14 protein-coding genes are annotated in these 17,501 nt (G+C 72.1%); 3 read left to right on the forward strand and 11 right to left on the reverse strand.

Features of this window, described 5'->3' with window-relative positions; all coding sequences use genetic code 11:
- Positions 1-103 precede the first annotated feature (103 nt).
- A complete protein-coding gene (locus tag ACFYY2_RS28350; RefSeq protein WP_388748164.1) occupies positions 104-1,462 on the forward strand; it encodes an MFS transporter in 1,359 nt (452 codons plus the stop codon).
- On the opposite strand, the gene ACFYY2_RS28355 is transcribed toward ACFYY2_RS28350, so the two are convergent.
- The 7 genes from ACFYY2_RS28355 to hrcA all read right to left on the reverse strand — a co-directional run bounded on the left by ACFYY2_RS28355 (position 1,426) and on the right by hrcA (position 8,059).
- A complete protein-coding gene (locus ACFYY2_RS28355) occupies positions 1,426-2,418 on the reverse strand; it encodes an adenosine deaminase (RefSeq protein WP_388748166.1) in 993 nt (330 codons plus the stop codon). The genes ACFYY2_RS28350 and ACFYY2_RS28355 overlap by 37 nt on opposite strands.
- A gap of 10 nt (positions 2,419-2,428) precedes the next feature.
- Positions 2,429-3,337 carry a ribonuclease Z gene (locus ACFYY2_RS28360; RefSeq protein WP_388748168.1) on the reverse strand — a complete coding sequence of 303 codons (909 nt, stop codon included), beginning with the start codon at positions 3,335-3,337 and terminating at the stop codon, positions 2,429-2,431.
- A gap of 163 nt (positions 3,338-3,500) precedes the next feature.
- Positions 3,501-3,860: a histidine triad nucleotide-binding protein gene (locus ACFYY2_RS28365; protein WP_388748170.1), complete on the reverse strand. Its 360-nt coding sequence runs from the start codon at positions 3,858-3,860 to the stop codon at positions 3,501-3,503.
- Positions 3,861-3,962: 102 nt separating this feature from the next.
- Positions 3,963-4,709, reverse strand: coding sequence for a 16S rRNA (uracil(1498)-N(3))-methyltransferase (locus ACFYY2_RS28370; RefSeq protein WP_388748172.1), 747 nt, complete (start codon positions 4,707-4,709; stop codon positions 3,963-3,965).
- Positions 4,706-5,779, reverse strand: coding sequence for a nitronate monooxygenase (locus ACFYY2_RS28375; protein ID WP_388748174.1), 1,074 nt, complete (start codon positions 5,777-5,779; stop codon positions 4,706-4,708). The genes ACFYY2_RS28370 and ACFYY2_RS28375 overlap by 4 nt, the downstream gene beginning before the upstream one ends.
- Positions 5,780-5,902: 123 nt before the next feature.
- On the reverse strand, positions 5,903-7,042 hold the full coding sequence (gene dnaJ / locus ACFYY2_RS28380) for a molecular chaperone DnaJ (protein WP_388748176.1): 1,140 nt from the start codon (positions 7,040-7,042) through the stop codon (positions 5,903-5,905).
- Positions 7,043-8,059 (reverse strand): heat-inducible transcriptional repressor HrcA, encoded by a 1,017-nt coding sequence (hrcA, locus tag ACFYY2_RS28385; RefSeq protein WP_388748346.1) that lies wholly within the window; start codon positions 8,057-8,059, stop codon positions 7,043-7,045.
- 164 nt (positions 8,060-8,223) lie between these two features.
- Between hrcA and ACFYY2_RS28390 the strand changes: the two genes are divergently transcribed.
- Positions 8,224-8,946, forward strand: a complete 723-nt coding sequence (locus ACFYY2_RS28390; RefSeq protein ID WP_388748178.1) for an MBL fold metallo-hydrolase — start codon at positions 8,224-8,226, stop codon at positions 8,944-8,946.
- A gap of 25 nt (positions 8,947-8,971) precedes the next feature.
- The gene (locus ACFYY2_RS28395; RefSeq protein ID WP_388748180.1) at positions 8,972-9,790 is read left to right on the forward strand and encodes a DUF3097 domain-containing protein; all 819 of its coding nucleotides are present in this window, start codon (positions 8,972-8,974) and stop codon (positions 9,788-9,790) included.
- 52 nt (positions 9,791-9,842) lie between these two features.
- Here ACFYY2_RS28395 and hemW read toward each other — a convergent pair whose 3' ends face one another.
- From hemW to lepA, 4 genes are all read right to left on the reverse strand, one after another.
- The gene (gene hemW / locus ACFYY2_RS28400) at positions 9,843-11,075 is read right to left on the reverse strand and encodes a radical SAM family heme chaperone HemW (RefSeq protein ID WP_388748182.1); all 1,233 of its coding nucleotides are present in this window, start codon (positions 11,073-11,075) and stop codon (positions 9,843-9,845) included.
- Positions 11,076-11,133: 58 nt separating this feature from the next.
- A complete protein-coding gene (locus ACFYY2_RS28405; protein WP_388748184.1) occupies positions 11,134-13,029 on the reverse strand; it encodes a SpoIIE family protein phosphatase in 1,896 nt (631 codons plus the stop codon).
- A 171-nt stretch (positions 13,030-13,200) separates the two neighbouring features.
- On the reverse strand, positions 13,201-15,090 hold the full coding sequence (locus tag ACFYY2_RS28410; protein ID WP_388748186.1) for an AMP-dependent synthetase/ligase: 1,890 nt from the start codon (positions 15,088-15,090) through the stop codon (positions 13,201-13,203).
- Between the two features lie 369 nt (positions 15,091-15,459).
- Positions 15,460-17,334, reverse strand: coding sequence for a translation elongation factor 4 (gene lepA, locus ACFYY2_RS28415; RefSeq protein WP_388748188.1), 1,875 nt, complete (start codon positions 17,332-17,334; stop codon positions 15,460-15,462).
- Positions 17,335-17,501: the final 167 nt, after the last annotated feature.

Here is a 17,501-nt window from a genome sequence, read left to right on the forward strand (position 1 = left end):
TTTTACCCTCCCCCCCTTTTTCTGTGCCCCGCCCTCCCCTGCTCCACCCCGCTCCGCCCTCCCCTGCCTTTCTGCCTTCTTCGGCATGTCTTCAGGAACGCCCATGTCCTCGCGCCCTCGCGCCGCGTGGCCCCTGGTGGCCGTGTTCACCGCCGGTTACCTCGCCGCCTATCTGCTCCCCACCATCGTCGGCCGCCTCAGCACCTGCCTGGGGCTGAGTCCGGCCCAGGCAGGCCTGGTCGGCAGCGCCCTTCTGCTCAGCTCCGCCTCTGCTGGCTTCACGCTGGCCGGACGCGTCGAGCGGTACGGATCGCGCGGACCGGCACGGGCCGGCCTGGTGCTCGCCGGGCTCGGCTACGGCTGCGCGGCGCTGACCACCTCGGTGCCGCTGGTCGTCCTCGGTGCGGTGATCGGCGGATTCGGCTCCGGCACGGCGACCGCCGTGGCGGCGTCGGGCATCGCGGCGCAGAGCGACCCGCACCGGACGTCGTCGCTCGGACTGCTCAGCGTCTCGGCGACGGCGGGCGCCCTCTACCTGACGATCCCTCACCTCGGTGGCGGCCACAGGCTGCCGTTCGCGTCGATCGCGCTGGTAGCCCTGCTCGTGTGGCCCGCCACGTCCCGGCTCGGCGGCCCCGTGCCCGCGGGTGCGGCCTCACCCGCCCAGGGGCGGCTGCCGCACCGCCGCTCCGGTCTGGTGCTGGCGGGCGGGATGCTCGTCTGGTCCATGGCGCAGAACGCCCTCTGGGGCGTCAGCAGCCGTATCGGCGTCGGTCAGGCCGGGCTCTCCGAGGTGACCGTCGGCGCCGTGTTCGCCGCGGCGCTCGGCGCGGGCCTGCTCGGCGTCATGGGCGCGGGCGTGCTGGGCGCCCGGCTCGGGCGGGCCGTACCGATCGGCCTGGGCACGATGGTCATCGCGGGCAGCATCGTGCTCAGTTCGTCGGCCGACGGCCTCGGGTCGTTCGCGACCGGTGAGGTCGTGTGGAACACCTTCTACCCGGTGGTCCTGTCCTACCTGATCGGTCTGGCCGCCTCACTGGACGTGCGCGGCCGCTGGGCCGTCCTCGCGGGCTCGGCGTCGTCCGTGGGCGTGGCCTGCGGCCCCGTCCTGGGGAGCGTGCTCTCCGAGCAGGCGGGCTACGCCGTGATGGGCCTGATCCTCGGCGCGACCACCCTCCTGGTCGCCGCCCCGGTCACCGCCGTCGCCCTGCACACCGGCGGACGCCCGCTGGTGCCCGGTTCGGTGCGGCGCCGGGGTGGCGCGCCCGCCGCGCTCCTCGCCGCCACGACCGGCAGCCTGTCCGGCGCCGTGCCCAAACTGGGTGCGCCGGAGCAGGCGGTCACGGAGATCAGCGCTCCCGGTCTCCGGCGGAGGCGGCTGGTCCGCAGCGCGATCCGGACCGCCGGCCCCGCCGGTTCGGCCGGTCAGTCGAACGCGTACGCCTCGACCTCGGAGAGGTAGCGCGCCCTGCGCTCCTCGTCGTGGTCGAGGAAGGCCGCTTCGAAGGAGTTGCGGGCCAGGGCGCGCAGTTGTTCGCGGTCGAGGCCGAGCGCCTCGTGGACGGCGTGGAAGGTGTCCCCGGCGTAACCGCCGAAGTAGGCAGGGTCGTCGGAGTTCACCGTGCAGAGCAGTCCGGCGGCCATCATGGCCGGCAGCGGGTGCTCCTCCAGTACGTCGACGGCGCGCAGCCGCACGTTGGACAGCGGGCAGAGCGTGAGGGGCACCCGGTCGGCGACCAGCCGCTTCACCAGGTCCGGGTCCTCCATCGCGCGCAGTCCGTGGTCGATGCGCTCGACGCCCAGGACGTCCAGGGCCTCGCGGATGTAGGCGGGCGGGCCCTCCTCGCCGGCGTGTGCGACCTTGCGCAGCCCGAGGGCCCCGGCCGCCTCGTACACCTCGCGGAACTTGGACGGCGGGTGGCCGGCCTCGGCCGAGTCGAGGCCGACGGCGCTGATGCGGTGGAGGTACGGCTTCGCGGCCTCCAGGGTCTCCAGCGCCGACGCGGCGGACTTGTCGCGCAGGAAGCACATGATCAGCTGCGTGGAGACGCCGTGCTTCTCCTCGCTCCCGTCCAGCGCCCGCCCGAGCCCCTCGACGACGGTCCCGATCGGCACGCCCCGGTCGGTGTGGGCCTGCGGGTCGAAGAAGATCTCCGCGTGCCGGACGCCCTGCGCGGCGGCGCGGGCGAGGTAGGCGTCGGCCAGTTCGGCGAAGTCCTCCTCGGTGCGCAGGACCGCCATGAGCGCGTAGTAGAGGTCGAGGAAGCTCTGCAGGTCGTCGAAGGAGTAGGCGGTGCGCAGCTCTTCGGTGTCCGCGTAGGGGAGGTCCACGCCGTTGCGCGCCGCGAGCGCGAAGGCCAGCTCGGGTTCGAGGGTCCCCTCGATGTGGAGGTGGAGCTCTGCTTTGGGGAGGTGCACGGTGATCTCGTTACTGGTGGCGGGTGGGTACGGGAACCCTGATCAGGTCCTGGGCGATGGTCAGTCCGCCTTCGAATCCGGCCGCCCTGGCCTGTTGTTCGAAGACGTCGGGGTCGCTGTAGCGCTGCGAGAAGTGGGTGAGCACGAGGTGCCGTACGCCCGACTCCTTCGCGACGCGCGCCGCCTGCCCCGCGGTGAGGTGCCCGTGGTCGGCGGCGAGCCGGCCGTCCTCGTCGAGGAAGGTCGACTCGATGACCAGCATGTCGCATTCCTCCGCCAGCGCGAACGCGCCGTCGCAGAGCCGCGTGTCCATGACGAAGGCGAAGCGCTGTCCGCGCCGCTCCTCCGAGACGTCCTCCAGCCGGATCCCGCGCAGGACTCCGTCCCGCTGGATGCGTCCCACGTCCGGTCCCGCGATGCCGTGCTCGGCCAGCTTCCCGGGGAGCATGCGCCGCCGGTCGGGTTCGGTGAGGCGGTAACCGAAGGACTCCACCGGGTGCGAGAGCCGGCGGCTGTCGAGGGTGTACGCCGCCGTGGTGGCGAGGACTCCGTCGGCGGCCACGGGGACCTCCGCCAGTTCGACGGACTCGCGGTAGGCGGTCGAATACCGCAGCCGGTCGAAGAAGTGCTGCCCGCTCGCCGGGAAGTGGGCGGTGACGGGGTGCGGGACCTGGTCGAGGTTGATGCGCTGGATCACACCGGCGAGGCCCAGCGCGTGGTCGCCGTGGAAGTGGGTGACGCAGATCCGGTCGATGTCGTGCGCGGCCACGCCCGCCCGCAGCATCTGGCGCTGCGTCCCCTCGCCCGGGTCGAAGAGGATGCCCTCACCGTCCCACCGCAGCAGATAGCCGTTGTGGTTGCGGTGGCGGGTGGGGACCTGGCTGGCGGTGCCGAGGACCACGAGTTCTCTTACGGACACGGTCGCTTCCGGGGTCGTTCGTCGGATCGGGTCGGATCGGGCGCCGGTGCGTCCACCCCGCGGGGCGCGCGGGCGCGGGCGGCGTCAGCCGGGGTCCGGGGACCCGCCGGCGGCGCCGAGATGCGGGAGCGCCCGCCCCGGCACGGTCCGTAGGGGACGGCTCTCAGCCGGGGGGCCACTGCATCCCGCGTCCGCCCAGGACGTGGGCGTGCGCGTGGAAGACGGTCTGCCCGGCGCCGGCACCGGTGTTGAGGACGATGCGGTAGCCGGGTCCGGTGAGCTTCTCGTCCGCCGCGACCAGACCGGCCTCACGCAGCACGTCCGCGGCGATCTGCGGTTCGGCGGCCGCGAGCGTGGCGGCGTCCGGGTAGTGCGCCCGGGGAATGACCAGGACGTGCGTGGGCGCCTGAGGGTTTATGTCACGGAAGGCGATGGTCGTGGCGCTCTCGCGCACGATGGTGGCCGGGATGTCCCCTGTCACGATCTTGCAGAACAGGCAGTCGGTCTGCGGCTCTCCCGCCATGGCCCGGTCCCCTCGGTCGTTCGGTCCTCTTGATCAGTACACCGGCATGCTATCCGCCCCCGGCGGAGCGGCGGGGGCGGCTCCGGCGGGACGAGCGGAGCGTCAGCCCCAGCGACCGGTGCGCCCCATCAGCAGGGCGGCGGCGGCGGTACCGGCCGTCGAGGTGCGCAGCACGCTGGGCCCGAGGCGGTAGGCCGGCGCACCCGCCTCGGCGAACGCCGCCAGCTCCTGGGGGGACACGCCACCCTCCGGCCCGACGACCAGCACGATGCCGCCCTCGCCGGGGAGCGCGGCGGTCGCGAGCGGTTCGCTGCCGGTGTCCCGGTCCTCGTGCAGAACCCCCGCGAAGCCGGCTCCGGAGAGGAGCGCGGCGACCTGCCTGGTCGTCATGAGGTCGGTCACCTCCGGAAAGCGCACCCGGCGTGACTGCTTGCCGGCCTCGCGTGCGGTGGCACGCCACTTCGTCAGGGACTTGAGGCCCCGGTCGCCCTTCCACTGGGTGATGCAGCGGGCGGCCTGCCAGGGCACGATCACGTCGACACCGGTCTCGGTCATCGTCTCCACCGCGAGCTCCCCGCGGTCGCCCTTGGGAAGCGCTTGGACGACGGTGATGCGGGGCGTGGGCTCCGGCTCCTCGTGGACGCGGGCGAGGCCGGAGACCACGAGCCGGTCCTTGCCCTCGGCGGCGCGTACGACGCCCTCGGCCCAGCGGCCGCGGCCGTCGGTGAGGACGACGTCCTCCCCGGGGTTGAGCCGCTTCACGGAGACGGCGTGCCGCCCCTCGGGGCCGTCCAGGACGAACTCCGGCCCACTGGGGAGGTGTTCGACGACGAAGACCGGTGCCGTCACGGGGCACTCCTCACGTTCACTGCCGCACGCGCGGCTTCCATTTCTGCGGCGAGCAGCCCGACGAGCTCTCCCGCGGGCATCTCGCGGGCCATCCGGTGCCCCTGCCCCGCCCACAGGGCCATGCCCTGAGCGTCGCCCGTCCTGGCGGCCGCCTTGCGCAAGGGGCTGGTCACCTGGTGGACCTGCGGGTAGGCGGCGGGGGCGTAGCGCCCGTGCTCCCGCACGAAGCGGTTGACCAGCCCGCGCGCCGGACGTCCGGAGAACGCCCGGGTCAGGGCCGTGGTCACGAACAGCGGGTCGGTCAGGGCCTGTTTGTGCAGCGGGTGCGCGCCCGACTCCGGACAGGGCAGGAAGGCGGTGCCGAGCTGTGCCGCGTCCGCGCCCGCCGCGAGGACCGCCGTGATCTGGGAGCCGCGCATCAGTCCGCCGGTCGCGACGAGGGGCAGCGCCACGGACTCGCGGACCTGGGCGATCAGGGAGAGCAGGCCGGTGCCGCCGAGTCCGCCCTGCGGATCGTCGTGGTGCGTGGACTGGTGACCGCCCGCCTCGACGCCCTGGACGCAGAGGGCGCCGGCCCCCGCCCACCCGGCGTTGCGCGCCTCCTGGGCCGAGGTGACGGTGACGACGGTGAGCGTGCCGACGGCGGCGAAGGCTTCGAGGACCTCGCGCGCCGGGCAGCCGAAGGTGAAGGAGACGACGGGCACCGGATCCTCCAGGAGGATCGCCACCTTGGCCTCGTAACCGTCGTCGCCGCAGGCGTCCGGGTCGCCGAGCGAGGTCTCGTACCAGGCGGCCTCGCCCGCGAGCTGGTGGCGGTAGACCTCCACGGCGCTCGGGTCGGCGACCGCGGGCTGCGGCATGAAGAGATTCACGCCGAAGGGCCGGACGCTCGCCCTGCGCATCTCCCGGATCTCCTCGTACATCCCGTCCGCGGTCTTGTAGCCGGCGGCGAGGAAACCGAGCCCCCCGGCCTCCGCCACGGCGGCCACCAGTCCGGGGCGTGACGCGCCGCCCGCCATGGGGGCCTGCACGATCGGGTACCGGCAGAGATCGGTCAGGGCCAAGGACATGACCGCATCGTGCCACGTCCGGAGAACCGCGCCGAATCAGCCGTTCTGCGGTGCGCGCGGGCTGACGTGGAAACACCGCACCGCCCGCCGGTGAGGAACCGGCGGGCGGTGCGGTGAAAGGGGTCAGCGGCCGTTGAAGGCGTCCTTCAGACGGGAGAAGAGCCCCTGCTGTCCTGGCTGGAACTGGCCGGTGGGCCGCTCCTCGCCACGCAGCTTGGCCAGCTCCCGCAGGAGGCGCTCCTGCTCGGGGTCCATCTTCGTCGGGGTCATGACCTCGACGTGGACGATGAGGTCACCGCGGCCGTTGCCGCGCAGGTGCGTGATGCCGCGCCCGTGCAGCGGGACCGACTGGCCGGACTGGGTGCCCGGCCTGATGTCGATCTCCTCCAGGCCGTCCAGCGTCTCCAGCGGCACCTGCGTGCCGAGCGCCGCCGCGGTCATCGGGATGGTGACCGTGCAGTGCAGGTCGTCCCCGCGCCGCTGGAACACCGGGTGCGCCAGCTCGTGGATCTCGACGTACAGGTCGCCGGCCGGGCCGCCGCCGGGGCCGACCTCTCCCTCGCCCGCGAGCTGGATCCGGGTGCCGTTGTCGACACCGGCCGGGATCTTCACCGTGAGCGTGCGGCGGGAGCGGATACGGCCGTCCCCCGCGCACTCGGGGCACGGGGTCGGCACGACCGTGCCGAAGCCCTGGCACTGCGGGCAGGGGCGCGAGGTCATGACCTGGCCGAGGAAGGACCTGGTGACCTGGGAGACCTCACCGCGGCCGCGGCACATGTCACAGGTCTGCGCGGAGGTGCCGGGGGCGGCTCCTTCGCCACTGCACGTCGTACAGACGACCGCGGTGTCGACCTGGAGGTCCTTGGTCGTGCCGAAGGCCGCCTCGGAGAGGTCGATCTCCAGCCGGATCATCGCGTCCTGGCCGCGGCGGGTGCGCGAACGGGGTCCGCGCTGCGACGCCGTGCCGAAGAACGCGTCCATGATGTCGCTGAAGTTGCCGAAGCCCCCGGCGCCGAAGCCTCCCGCGCCGCCACCGCCGCCCGAGGAGGACAGCGGATCGCCGCCGAGGTCGTAGACCTGCTTCTTCTGCGGGTCCGACAGCACCTCGTAAGCGGCGTTGATCTCCTTGAACCGCTCCTGGGTCTTCGGATCCGGGTTGACATCCGGGTGCAGCTCGCGGGCGAGCCGACGGAATGCCTTCTTGATCTCGTCCTGAGATGCGTCGCGGCGCACGCCGAGTACGGCGTAGTAGTCCGTGGCCACTTACGACTCCGCCAGGATCTGTCCGACGTAACGTGCCACTGCGCGTACCGCTCCCATCGTTCCGGGGTAGTCCATGCGGGTCGGTCCGACCACGCCGAGTTTGGCGACTGCCTCGTCGCCCGAACCGTAGCCGACCGCGACGACGGACGTGGCGTTGAGGCCCTCGTGGGCGTTCTCGTGCCCGATCCGTACGGTCATGCCCGAATCCGTCGCCTCACCGAGCAGCTTCAGCAGGACGACCTGCTCCTCCAATGCCTCCAGCACCGGCCGGATCATCACAGGGAAGTCGTGTCCGAAGCGGGTGAGGTTGGAGGTGCCGCCGATGATCAGCCGCTCCTCCGTCTCTTCGACCAGAGTCTCGAGGAGGACGGAGAGCACCGTGGACACGGTTCCCCGGTCCTCGTTCTCGAACGACTCCGGCAGGTCCTGCACCAGCTGCGGGACGTCCGCGAACCGCCGTCCCACGACCCGGCTGTTGAGCCGGGCCCGCAGATCGGCCAGCGACGTGTCACCGAACGGGGCAGGACAGTCGATCATACGCTGTTCGACCCGGCCCGTGTCCGTGATCAGCACGAGCATCAGCCGGGCGGGGGCCAGGGACAGCAGTTCCACGTGCCGGACCGTCGAACGCGTCAGTGAGGGGTACTGCACGACGGCGACCTGTCGGGTCAGCTGCGCGAGCAGCCGCACCGTGCGGCCCACGACGTCGTCGAGGTCGACCGCTCCGTCGAGGAAGTTCTGGATGGCCCTGCGCTCCGGCGACGACAGGGGCTTGACGCCCGCGAGCCGGTCGACGAAGAGGCGGTAGCCCTTGTCCGTAGGAATACGCCCGGCACTGGTGTGCGGCTGGGCGATGAAGCCCTCGTCCTCCAGCACCGCCATGTCGTTACGGACGGTGGCCGGGGAGACCCCGAGGCTGTGCCGCTCCGTGAGCGCCTTGGAACCGACCGGCTCCTCGGTGCCGACATAGTCCTGGACGATGGCGCGCAGCACTTCGAGTCTGCGTTCACTGAGCACCGCGCACACCTCCAGCTGTTGTTCTCCGGTGTCTGCCTGGCACTCTGTGCGTTCGAGTGCCAGCAATCCCCCGGTCAGTGTACGGGGGTGGGGTGGGCCCGGGGCAAGGCCGACCGGCCGGTCCGTCGCGGGACCGCGCAGGTCGATGCCGATAGCGTCGCCGTATGGACGCCTCTTGGGAAGAGTTCGGCTGGGAGCGGTTGGGCAACGGTATCGGGCGGCGGCGCCTCCCCGTCTGGGACGCGACCGTCGCCCTGGTGGCGGGGGCGGACTCCGTGCTGCTCCTCGACACCGGTGCGACGCTCCGCGAGGGGGCGCAGGTGCGGGCGCAGGCACAGGCCCTGCTGGGCCGGAGGGTGACGCATATCGCACTGAGCCATCCCCACTTCGACCATGTCCTCGGGACCGCCGCCTTCGCCGGTGCGGAGGTCTACGGCGCCGTCGGCACGGCGGAGCTGCTGGGGCGGGGCGCCGACGGGCTGCGCGCGGACGCGGTGCGGCACGGGATGAGCGAGCGGGACGCGACGGCGGCCGCGGACGCCCTGGTGGCTCCGCGGCACCAGGTCAGCGGTGAGTGGACGCTGGACCTCGGCGGCGGCCTCCAGGTGCTGCTGGCCAACGTGGGGCCCGGCCACACCGGGCACGATCTCGCGGTGCTGGTGCCGGGCTCGCCGGTCGTGGTGCTCTGCGGGGATCTGGTCGAGGAGTCCGGCGAACCCCAGGCGGGCCCGGATGCGGTGCCCTCGCACTGGCCGGCGGCGCTGGACCGGCTGCTGGAGCTGGGCGGCGAGGACGCGCTGTACGTTCCGGGACACGGGGCGGTGGTGGACGCGGCGTTCGTACGGGCACAGCGCGACCGGCTGGCCGCCCGGTTCGGCGTGTCGTGAAAGCGGCCCCGCTTATCGTCGTGCCATGCGCAGCTACCAGCCGGACCTGACCCCGCCGTGGAAGAGGTCCTCCCCCGCTCCCGAGGTCCCCGCCGAGCCCGATCTGGTCGTCGAGGAGGCCGTGACCGGTTTCTGCGGGGCGGTGATCCGGTGCGAGAAGACGGCCGAGGGGCCGACGGTCACGCTGGAGGACCGATTCGGCAAGCACCGGGTGTTCCCGATGGTGCAGCGCGGCTTCCTGCTGGAGGGCCGGGTGGTCACCCTCGTACGCCCCTCGGCGGGCGGTCCGGCGCGCCCCTCGCGCACGGCGTCGGGCTCGGTGGCGGTGCCCGGCGCGCGGGCGCGGGTGGCGCGGGCGGGGCGCATCTACGTGGAGGGGCGCCACGACGCGGAGCTCGTCGAGCGGGTCTGGGGGGACGACCTGCGCATCGAGGGCGTGGTGGTGGAGTACCTGGAGGGCATCGACGACCTGCCAGCGATCGTGCGGGAGTTCGCGCCCGGGCCCGACGCGAGGCTGGGTGTGCTGGTCGACCATCTCGTGCCGGGCTCCAAGGAGTCCCGGATCGCCGCGCAGGTCACGGACGCGAACGTGCTCGTGGTGGGACACCCGTACATCGACGTCTGGGAGGCCGTGAAGCCGTCGTCCGTGGGCATCCCCGGCTGGCCGGTGGTCCCTCGCGGCCAGGACTGGAAGACGGGGGTGTGCCGGGCACTGGGCTGGCCCGCGAACACGGGCGCGGCCTGGCAGCACATCCTGTCCCGGGTCGCCTCCTACAAGGACCTCGAACCGCAGCTGCTGGGCCGGGTCGAGGAACTGATCGACTTCGTCACGCTGCCCGGCTGAGAGGGCCGGCGCCCTTCGGGGCCCGGCCGCGCGTTCCGGTCCGGCCCCGCTCTCAGTCCACCAGGTCCCGCACCACGGCGTCGGCCAGGAGCCGGCCCCGCAGCGTCAGGACCGCGCGCCCCTCGGCGTACGGTCCCGGCTCCAGCAGCCCGTCCGCGACCGCGCGGCCGGCCGCCGCCAGACCGGCGGGGGCGAGCAGCGACAGCGGGCAGCCCTCGACGAGCCGCAGCTCCAGCAGGATGCGTTCGACCCGCCGGTCCTCGTCGCCCAGGACCTCACGGCCCGCACCGGGCGAACGGCCCTCGGCGATGGCCTGGGCGTACGCCCCGGGGTGCTTGACGTTCCACCAGCGCACCCCGCCGACGTGGCTGTGCGCCCCGGGCCCGGCGCCCCACCAGTCGGCGCCGCGCCAGTACAGCTCGTTGTGCAGGCAGCGGCCCTCCGGCGTCCGGGCCCAGTTCGACACCTCGTACCAGGAGAAGCCCGCCGCCGCCATCGCCTCGTCCGCGATCAGGTAGCGGTCGGCGTGGACGTCGTCGTCCGTCATCGGGACCTCGCCCCGGCGGATGCGGCGCGCCAGCTGGGTGCCCTCCTCCACGATCAGCGCGTACGCCGAGACGTGGTCGGGCCCGGCACCGATCGCCGCGTCGAGGGAGGCCCTCCAGTCGTCGTCGGACTCGCCGGGGGTGCCGTAGATCAGGTCGAGGTTGACGTGCTCGAAGCCCGCTTCCCGGGCCTCGGCGACACAGGCCTCGGGCCTGCCGGGCGTGTGCGTGCGGTCGAGGATCTTCAGGACGTGCTGCCGTGCGCTCTGCATGCCGAAGGACACACGGTTGAAGCCGCCCTCGCGCAGGGCCGCCAGATAGGCCGGGTCCACGGACTCCGGGTTGGCCTCCGTGGTGATCTCGGCGTCCTCGGCCAGCCCGAACTCCTCGCGGATCGCCGCGAGCATCCTGACGAGGTCAGCGGCGGGCAGCAGCGTCGGGGTGCCGCCGCCCACGAAGACCGTGCGGACGGGGCGGGGGTCGTCGCCGAGCACCTTGCGCGCCTGGCGGACCTCCTCGACGAGGTGGGCCGCGTAGTTGTCGCGGGAGGCGAGGGCGCCGCCGGAGCCCCGCAGTTCGGTCGCGGTGTAGGTGTTGAAGTCGCAGTAGCCGCAGCGGGTGGCGCAGTAGGGCACGTGCAGGTAGAAGCCGAGCGGCCGGTCGGCTGCGCCTTCCAGGGCGTGGCGGGGCAGCGCCCCGTCGTCGGGCACGGGCTCACCATCGGGCAGTACGGAAGGCATACCGTCCATTGTCACTCGCCGCCGGAGCTTCCCGGCACGCCTGGCTGTGGGCCCGGTCTCAGTCCACCTGGATCACCATCAGGGCGAGGTCGTCGTCCGGCGGGCGCTCGGCGAAGGTGTGCACGGCCCGCTTGATCCGGTCGGCTATCCCGGCGGCGGAGAGCCCCGCGCAGTCCGCCAGCACCCGTGCGAGCCCGTCGCCGTCGTCGAACATCAGCCGCCCGGAACGCCTCTCCGTGACCCCGTCCGTGACGCAGAGCAGGCTGTCGCCCGGCGCGAGGTCGAAGGTCTGGCTGCCGTACGCCACGTCCTCGACGACCCCGAGCAGCACCTGCGGCTCGGCCGCGGGGCGTACGGATCCGTCGGGGCGCAGCAGCAGCGGGAGCGGGTGACCGGCGCTGGCCACGGTGCAGCGCACGCCGCCGTCCGGGAGCGGCACCAGGTCGCCGTAGAGCAGGGACAGGAAACGGGACTGGGTGCCGTCCTGGATCTGCTGGCCGCCCGCCGCCGCGACCATGAGGGCCGCGGCCTCGGCCGCCTCCATGGCGTCGTCGAGGAGGAGCCGGTTGAGCCGGTCGAGGACCTCGCCGACGCTGAAGTCCTCGCGGGACAGCAGGCGGAGCCAGGGGCGGGCGAGACCGGTGACGACGGCGGCTTCGGGACCGCTGCCCTGGACGTCACCGAGGACGAAGCACCAGCGGCCGCCGGGGCAGGGGAAGAGGTCGTAGAAGTCCCCGCCGACGACGCCGTCGTCACCCGGTTCGTAGACCAGGGCACTGGTGACGCCCGGTATCTCGGCGACCTTGCTGGGCAGCAGACCGCGCTGGAGGATGCGGCTGATGGTGGCCTGGCGGGTGTAGGCGCGGGCCGCGCCCACGGCGAGGCCGACACGGCGCACGAAGTCCGCGAGGAGCGCGACGACCTCGTCGGGGATGTGGTCCACGCCCTCGCGTCCCACGAGGACCGCGCCGAGCGTCCGCCCGCCGGAGATGATGCGGTGCGCCAGGGCCGCTCCGGTGACGCTCTCACGCTCCGCCCCGGCGCCGCCGGGCCAGGGCATGGGCACGGGGCCGGTGCCGACGCTGCCGGGCAGCCGGAGCGGTTCCTTCTCCAGCGCGGGGCGCAGCAGCGCCGTGCGGGCCTCGTCGCTGTGCCAGACCCCGGCGAGCCGGGGCACGGCCCCCGGGCCGCCGCTCTCGCTCTCCAGCCATATGGCGCACCAGTCCGCGAGCCGGGGCACCAGGAGCGGGCCCGCCGTCGCGGCCACCAGGTTCTCGTCGAGCTGGCCCGCGAGCATGCCGGACGCCTCGGCGAGGAAGGCGGGCCCTCCGCGCCCCGCCCAGCCGGCGTCGTCGCGCTCCGGCCTGCCGCCCGTGGGAGCGGCGGCCGGACGCGGCCCCGGCCGGGAGGCGGCCTCTCCGGCGGGCGGGGCGTCGGGCAGTCCGAACCGGTCGTCGCCGGGGAGGCGGGCCCAGACGGTCTTGAGACCGGTGCGGTAGGTGATGCCCCAGGACTCGGCGAGGGTCGCGACCAGTTGCAGCCCCCGGCCGTACTCGGCCGGATCGGGCCGCTCGGCGCGGCCGTCGCGCACCGAACGTGCCGGGTGGTGGTCGGTGATCTCCAGCACGAGTGCGAGCGGCTCGGGTCCGGTGGAGTCCTCCAGCCGGATGAGCAGTTCGACCGTCGTGCCGGCGTGCACGACGGCGTTGGTGACCAGTTCGCTGGCCACGGTCAGCGCGTCGTCGGTGAGCCGCTCGCCGAACTCGCCGGCGCTCGGCAGACCGAGCCCGTTCCAGTCGGCGAGCGCGGCGCGGACGAACCTGCGCGCCGCGGACGAGGCCTGCGGGATACCCGGCAGGCTCGTGCGCGCGACCGGACGCGGGTCGTCGCCCTGACCGGCGACGACGGTTGCGGGACGGTGCACGATGTCCCGCTGCAAGGGAATGGACCCCACGGTGCGGCTCCTGACAGTCTCGCGAACGCCGTGACGTTCTACGACAGAGTGACAGACCGACCGTGCCCATAAGCACCGAGTGACGGAAGTCGTCGGGGTCGGGCGGGAACGCGGCAGGGGCCGGTGGGCGCCTCCGCGTCCACCGGCCCCTGCGGGTTCACCCGACCCGGCTCACTTCTCCCGTGAGCCCGCGTACATGTCGTCGATGAGGTCCTGGTACTCGCGCTCGACGACCGGGCGCTTCAGCTTGAGACTGGGGGTGAGCTCGCCGTGCTCGATGTCGAGATCGCGCGGCAGCAGCCGGAACTGCTTGATGGTCTGCCAGCGCTGCAGCCCCTCGTTGAGGCGCGTCACATAGCCCTGGACGAGTGCCACGGCCTGCGGCGACGCGACCACGTCGGCGTACGGCTTGCCGCCCAGGCCGTTCTCCTCGGCCCAGCCGAGGATGGTCGGCTCGTCGAGGGCGATGAGGGCGGTGCAGAAGTTACGGTCGGCGCCGTGCACCAGGATGTTGGACACGAACGGGCACACGGCCTTGAACTGTCCCTCGACCTCCGCGGGGGCGATGTACTTGCCGCCGGAGGTCTTGATCAGGTCCTTCTTGCGGTCGGTGATCCGCAGGTAGCCGTCCTGGGACAGCTCGCCGATGTCGCCGGTGTGGAACCAGCCGTCGGACTCCAGCACCTCGGCGGTCTTCTCGGGCAGCCGGTGGTAGCCCTCCATCAGGCCGGGGCCGCGCAGCAGGATCTCGCCGTCGTCCGCGATGCGGACCTCGGTGCCGGGGAGCGGCTTGCCGACGGTCCCGGTGCGGTAGGCCTCGCCGGGGTTGACGAAGGAGGCCGCGCTGGACTCGGTGAGGCCGTAGCCCTCCAGGATGTGGATCCCGGCGCCGGAGAAGAAGAGACCGATGTCGGGGGCGAGAGCGGCCGAGCCCGAGACGCAGGCCCGGAGCCGGCCGCCGAAGGCCTCGCGGAGCTTCGCGAAGACGAGAGTGTCCGCCACCTTGTGCTTGGCTCCGAGGGCGAAGGGCACGGAGGCCCTGCCGGTGCGGCGGAAGTTGTCCTGCGACACCGTCGCGTACTCGCGGGCGACGCCCGCCGCCCACTGGAAGATCTTGTACTTGGCGCCGCCGCCGGCGCGCGCCTTGGCCGCGACCCCGTTGTAGACCTTCTCGAAGATGCGCGGCACGGCCGCCATGTAGGTCGGCCGGACGACCGGCAGGTTCTCGATGATCTTGTCGACGCGGCCGTCGACCGCCGTGACGTGGCCGACCTCGATCTGGCCGGAGGTCAGCACCTTGCCGAAGACGTGCGCGAGCGGCAGCCAGAGGTACTGGACGTCGTCCGCGGTGATCAGGCCGGTGGCCACGGTCGCCTTCGCCATGTACGACCAGTTGTCGTGCGGCAGCCGCACGCCCTTGGGACGACCGGTGGTGCCCGAGGTGTAGATGAGGGTGGCCAGCTGATCGGGGGTGATGGCGGCGACCCGGTCGGTGATCGCGTCCGGGTTCTTCACCAGGTACTCCGCGCCCCTGGCCTCGAGCTCGGCCAGGGTGAGGACCCATCCCTCCGGGTCACCGTCGACGGGCTCGACGCCCGCCGGGTCGATGACCACGACATGGGCGAGAGCGGGCAGCCCGGCCCTGCTCTCTCTTGCCTTCGCGAGCTGGGTGGCGTCCTCCGCGATCAGGACGCGGCTGTCGGAGTCGGCCAGGATGAAGGCGGACTCCTCGGCGTTCGTGGACGGGTAGATCGTCGTCGTGGCCGCCCCCGCGCACATCACGCCGAGGTCCGCGAGGATCCACTCGACGCGGGTGGAGGACGCCAGCGCGACCCGCTCCTCGGGCAGGACACCGAGCCCGATCAGCCCCGCCGCGATGGCGTGGACACGCTCGGCGGCCTGCGCCCAGGTCAGCGACTTCCAGTCGTCCGGGCCCTCGCCCGAGGCGGCGGGCACCGGGTAGCGGTACGCCTCCCCCTGCGGGGTGGCCGCCACGCGGTCGATGAAGAGGGACGCCACGGAGGGCGGCCGGCTGTCGATCAGGGTCTGTGTGTCGCTCACGACGTCCTCCGGGCCTGCGGCATTGCTACGACCGGTCTCTTGGGTTTGCTTGCTCGTGTTCCTGCTTCTCGTTCCCGCTCGGCCTGCTTGTTTAACTGGCGAGTAACTAACGGGTGGTGATCAGAGTAGAGCGCGCGGGACCGCGGCGTAAGGGGCAACAGGCCGCCGCTTGATAACGAACCCGGCCCCTGTGCCGCGGACATCCGCGGCACAGGGGCCAGTTGGGCTACTTCCGGGTACTTCCAGGTCGTCACGCTCCCGGTGAGCACCGGGGCGCGCTCCCCGTCACCCCGGGGCAGGGAGTGACTGACGTTACTTCTCGGCCGTGCTTCCCGGCCGTGCTTCGCGGCCTTGCTTCCCGGCCTCGCGCTACTTCTTCGCCTTGCCCTCGCCCGCCGACTCGTCGGTCGACAGCACGGAGATGAACGCGTCCTGCGGCACCTCCACGTTGCCGACCATCTTCATCCGCTTCTTGCCTTCCTTCTGCTTCTCCAGCAGCTTCCGCTTACGGGAGATGTCGCCGCCGTAGCACTTGGCGAGGACGTCCTTGCGGATCGCCCGGACGGTCTCACGGGCGATGACCCGGGAGCCGATGGCCGCCTGGATCGGCACCTCGAAGTTCTGCCGGGGGATGAGCTTCTGCAGCTTGGCCACCAGGCGGACACCGTAGGCGTACGCCTTGTCCTTGTGCGTGACCGCGGAGAACGCGTCGACCTTGTCGCCGTGCAGCAGGATGTCCACCTTGACCAGCTGCGCGGACTGCTCGCCGGTGGGCTCGTAGTCCAGCGAGGCGTAACCGCGGGTCTTGGACTTCAGCTGGTCGAAGAAGTCGAAGACGATCTCGGCGAGCGGCAGGGTGTAGCGGATCTCGACCCGGTCCTCCGAGAGGTAGTCCATGCCGAGCAGGGTGCCGCGCCGGTTCTGGCAGAGCTCCATGATCGCGCCGATGAACTCGCTGGGCGCGAGGACCGTGGCCCTCACGACCGGCTCGTGCACCTTGTCGATCTTGCCCTCGGGGAACTCGCTCGGGTTGGTGACGACGTGCTCCGAGCCGTCCTCCATCTCCACGCGGTAGACCACGTTGGGGGCGGTGGCGATGAGCTCCAGGCCGAACTCGCGCTCCAGGCGCTCACGGACCACGTCGAGGTGGAGCAGGCCGAGGAACCCCACGCGGAAGCCGAAGCCGAGAGCGGCCGAGGTCTCCGGCTCGTACACCAGGGCGGCGTCGTTGAGCTGGAGCTTGTCCAGGGCCTCACGCAGGTCCGGGTAGTCCGAGCCGTCCAGCGGGTACAGACCGGAGAACACCATCGGCTTGGGGTCCTTGTAGCCGCCCAGCGCCTCGGTCGCCCCCTTGTTCAGAGAGGTGATGGTGTCGCCGACCTTGGACTGCCGGACGTCCTTCACACCGGTGATGATGTAGCCGACCTCACCGACGCCGAGGCCGTCGGACGGAGTCATCTCCGGGGAGGAGACACCGATCTCCAGCAGCTCGTGGGTGGCGCCGGTGGACATCATCTTGATGCGCTCACGCTTGTTGAGCTGGCCGTCGACGACCCTCACGTAGGTGACGACTCCGCGGTAGGGGTCGTAGACCGAGTCGAAGATCATCGCCCGGGCCGCCTCGTCCGCCAGGCCGACGGGGGCGGGGACGTCCCTGACCACGCGGTCGAGCAGGGCGTCCACTCCGACACCGGTCTTCGCCGAGACCTTGAGCACGTCCTCGGGCTGGCAGCCGATGAGGTTGGCCAGCTCCTCGGAGAACTTCTCCGGCTGGGCGGCCGGCAGGTCGATCTTGTTGAGCACCGGGACGATCGTGAGGTCGTTCTCCATCGCCAGGTAGAGGTTGGCGAGCGTCTGCGCCTCGATGCCCTGGGCGGCGTCGACCAGCAGGACCGTGCCCTCGCAGGCTGCCAGCGAGCGGGAGACCTCGTACGTGAAGTCGACGTGGCCGGGGGTGTCGATCATGTTGAGGACGTGAGTCGGGCCCTTGCCCTCGCCCTCGGTGGGCGCCCACGGCAGTCGGACCGCCTGGGACTTGATGGTGATGCCGCGCTCGCGCTCGATGTCCATCCGGTCGAGGTACTGAGCGCGCATCTGCCGCTGATCGACCACTCCGGTCAGCTGGAGCATCCGGTCGGCAAGCGTCGACTTGCCGTGGTCGATGTGCGCGATGATGCAGAAGTTGCGGATCAGCGCCGGGTCGGTACGGCTCGGCTCGGGCACGTTGGTAGGAGTCGCGGGCACGCAGGGTCCTGATTCTTGAGACGCCGAACGCCGTGTCTCGGGTCGTTGTCGGGTCGGGCGGATCGATACGTAGCCTCCATCGTCCCACGCCTGCGGGACCGGGACCGGTTTGGGCCGGTCCGAGGGTGACTGCTACCGTGGGCAGCTGTGCCTCGTGGCCCTCAGAA

The organism is Streptomyces sp. NPDC001822, assembly GCF_042892135.1.
In the GTDB taxonomy this organism is placed as follows: Bacteria; Actinomycetota; Actinomycetes; order Streptomycetales; family Streptomycetaceae; genus Streptomyces.

Bases quoted from the DNA above. Each gene is read 5' to 3' on its own strand.
- hemW (WP_388748182.1), bottom strand. From the start codon at position 11,075: ATGCCTTCCGTACTGCCCGATGGTGAGCCCGTGCCCGACGACGGGGCG.
- ACFYY2_RS28395 (WP_388748180.1), top strand. From the start codon at position 8,972: ATGCGCAGCTACCAGCCGGACCTGACCCCGCCGTGGAAGAGGTCCTCC.
- ACFYY2_RS28390 (WP_388748178.1), top strand. From the start codon at position 8,224: ATGGACGCCTCTTGGGAAGAGTTCGGCTGGGAGCGGTTGGGCAACGGT.
- ACFYY2_RS28375 (WP_388748174.1), bottom strand. From the start codon at position 5,779: ATGTCCTTGGCCCTGACCGATCTCTGCCGGTACCCGATCGTGCAGGCC.
- ACFYY2_RS28365 (WP_388748170.1), bottom strand. From the start codon at position 3,860: ATGGCGGGAGAGCCGCAGACCGACTGCCTGTTCTGCAAGATCGTGACA.
- ACFYY2_RS28350 (WP_388748164.1), top strand. From the start codon at position 104: ATGTCCTCGCGCCCTCGCGCCGCGTGGCCCCTGGTGGCCGTGTTCACC.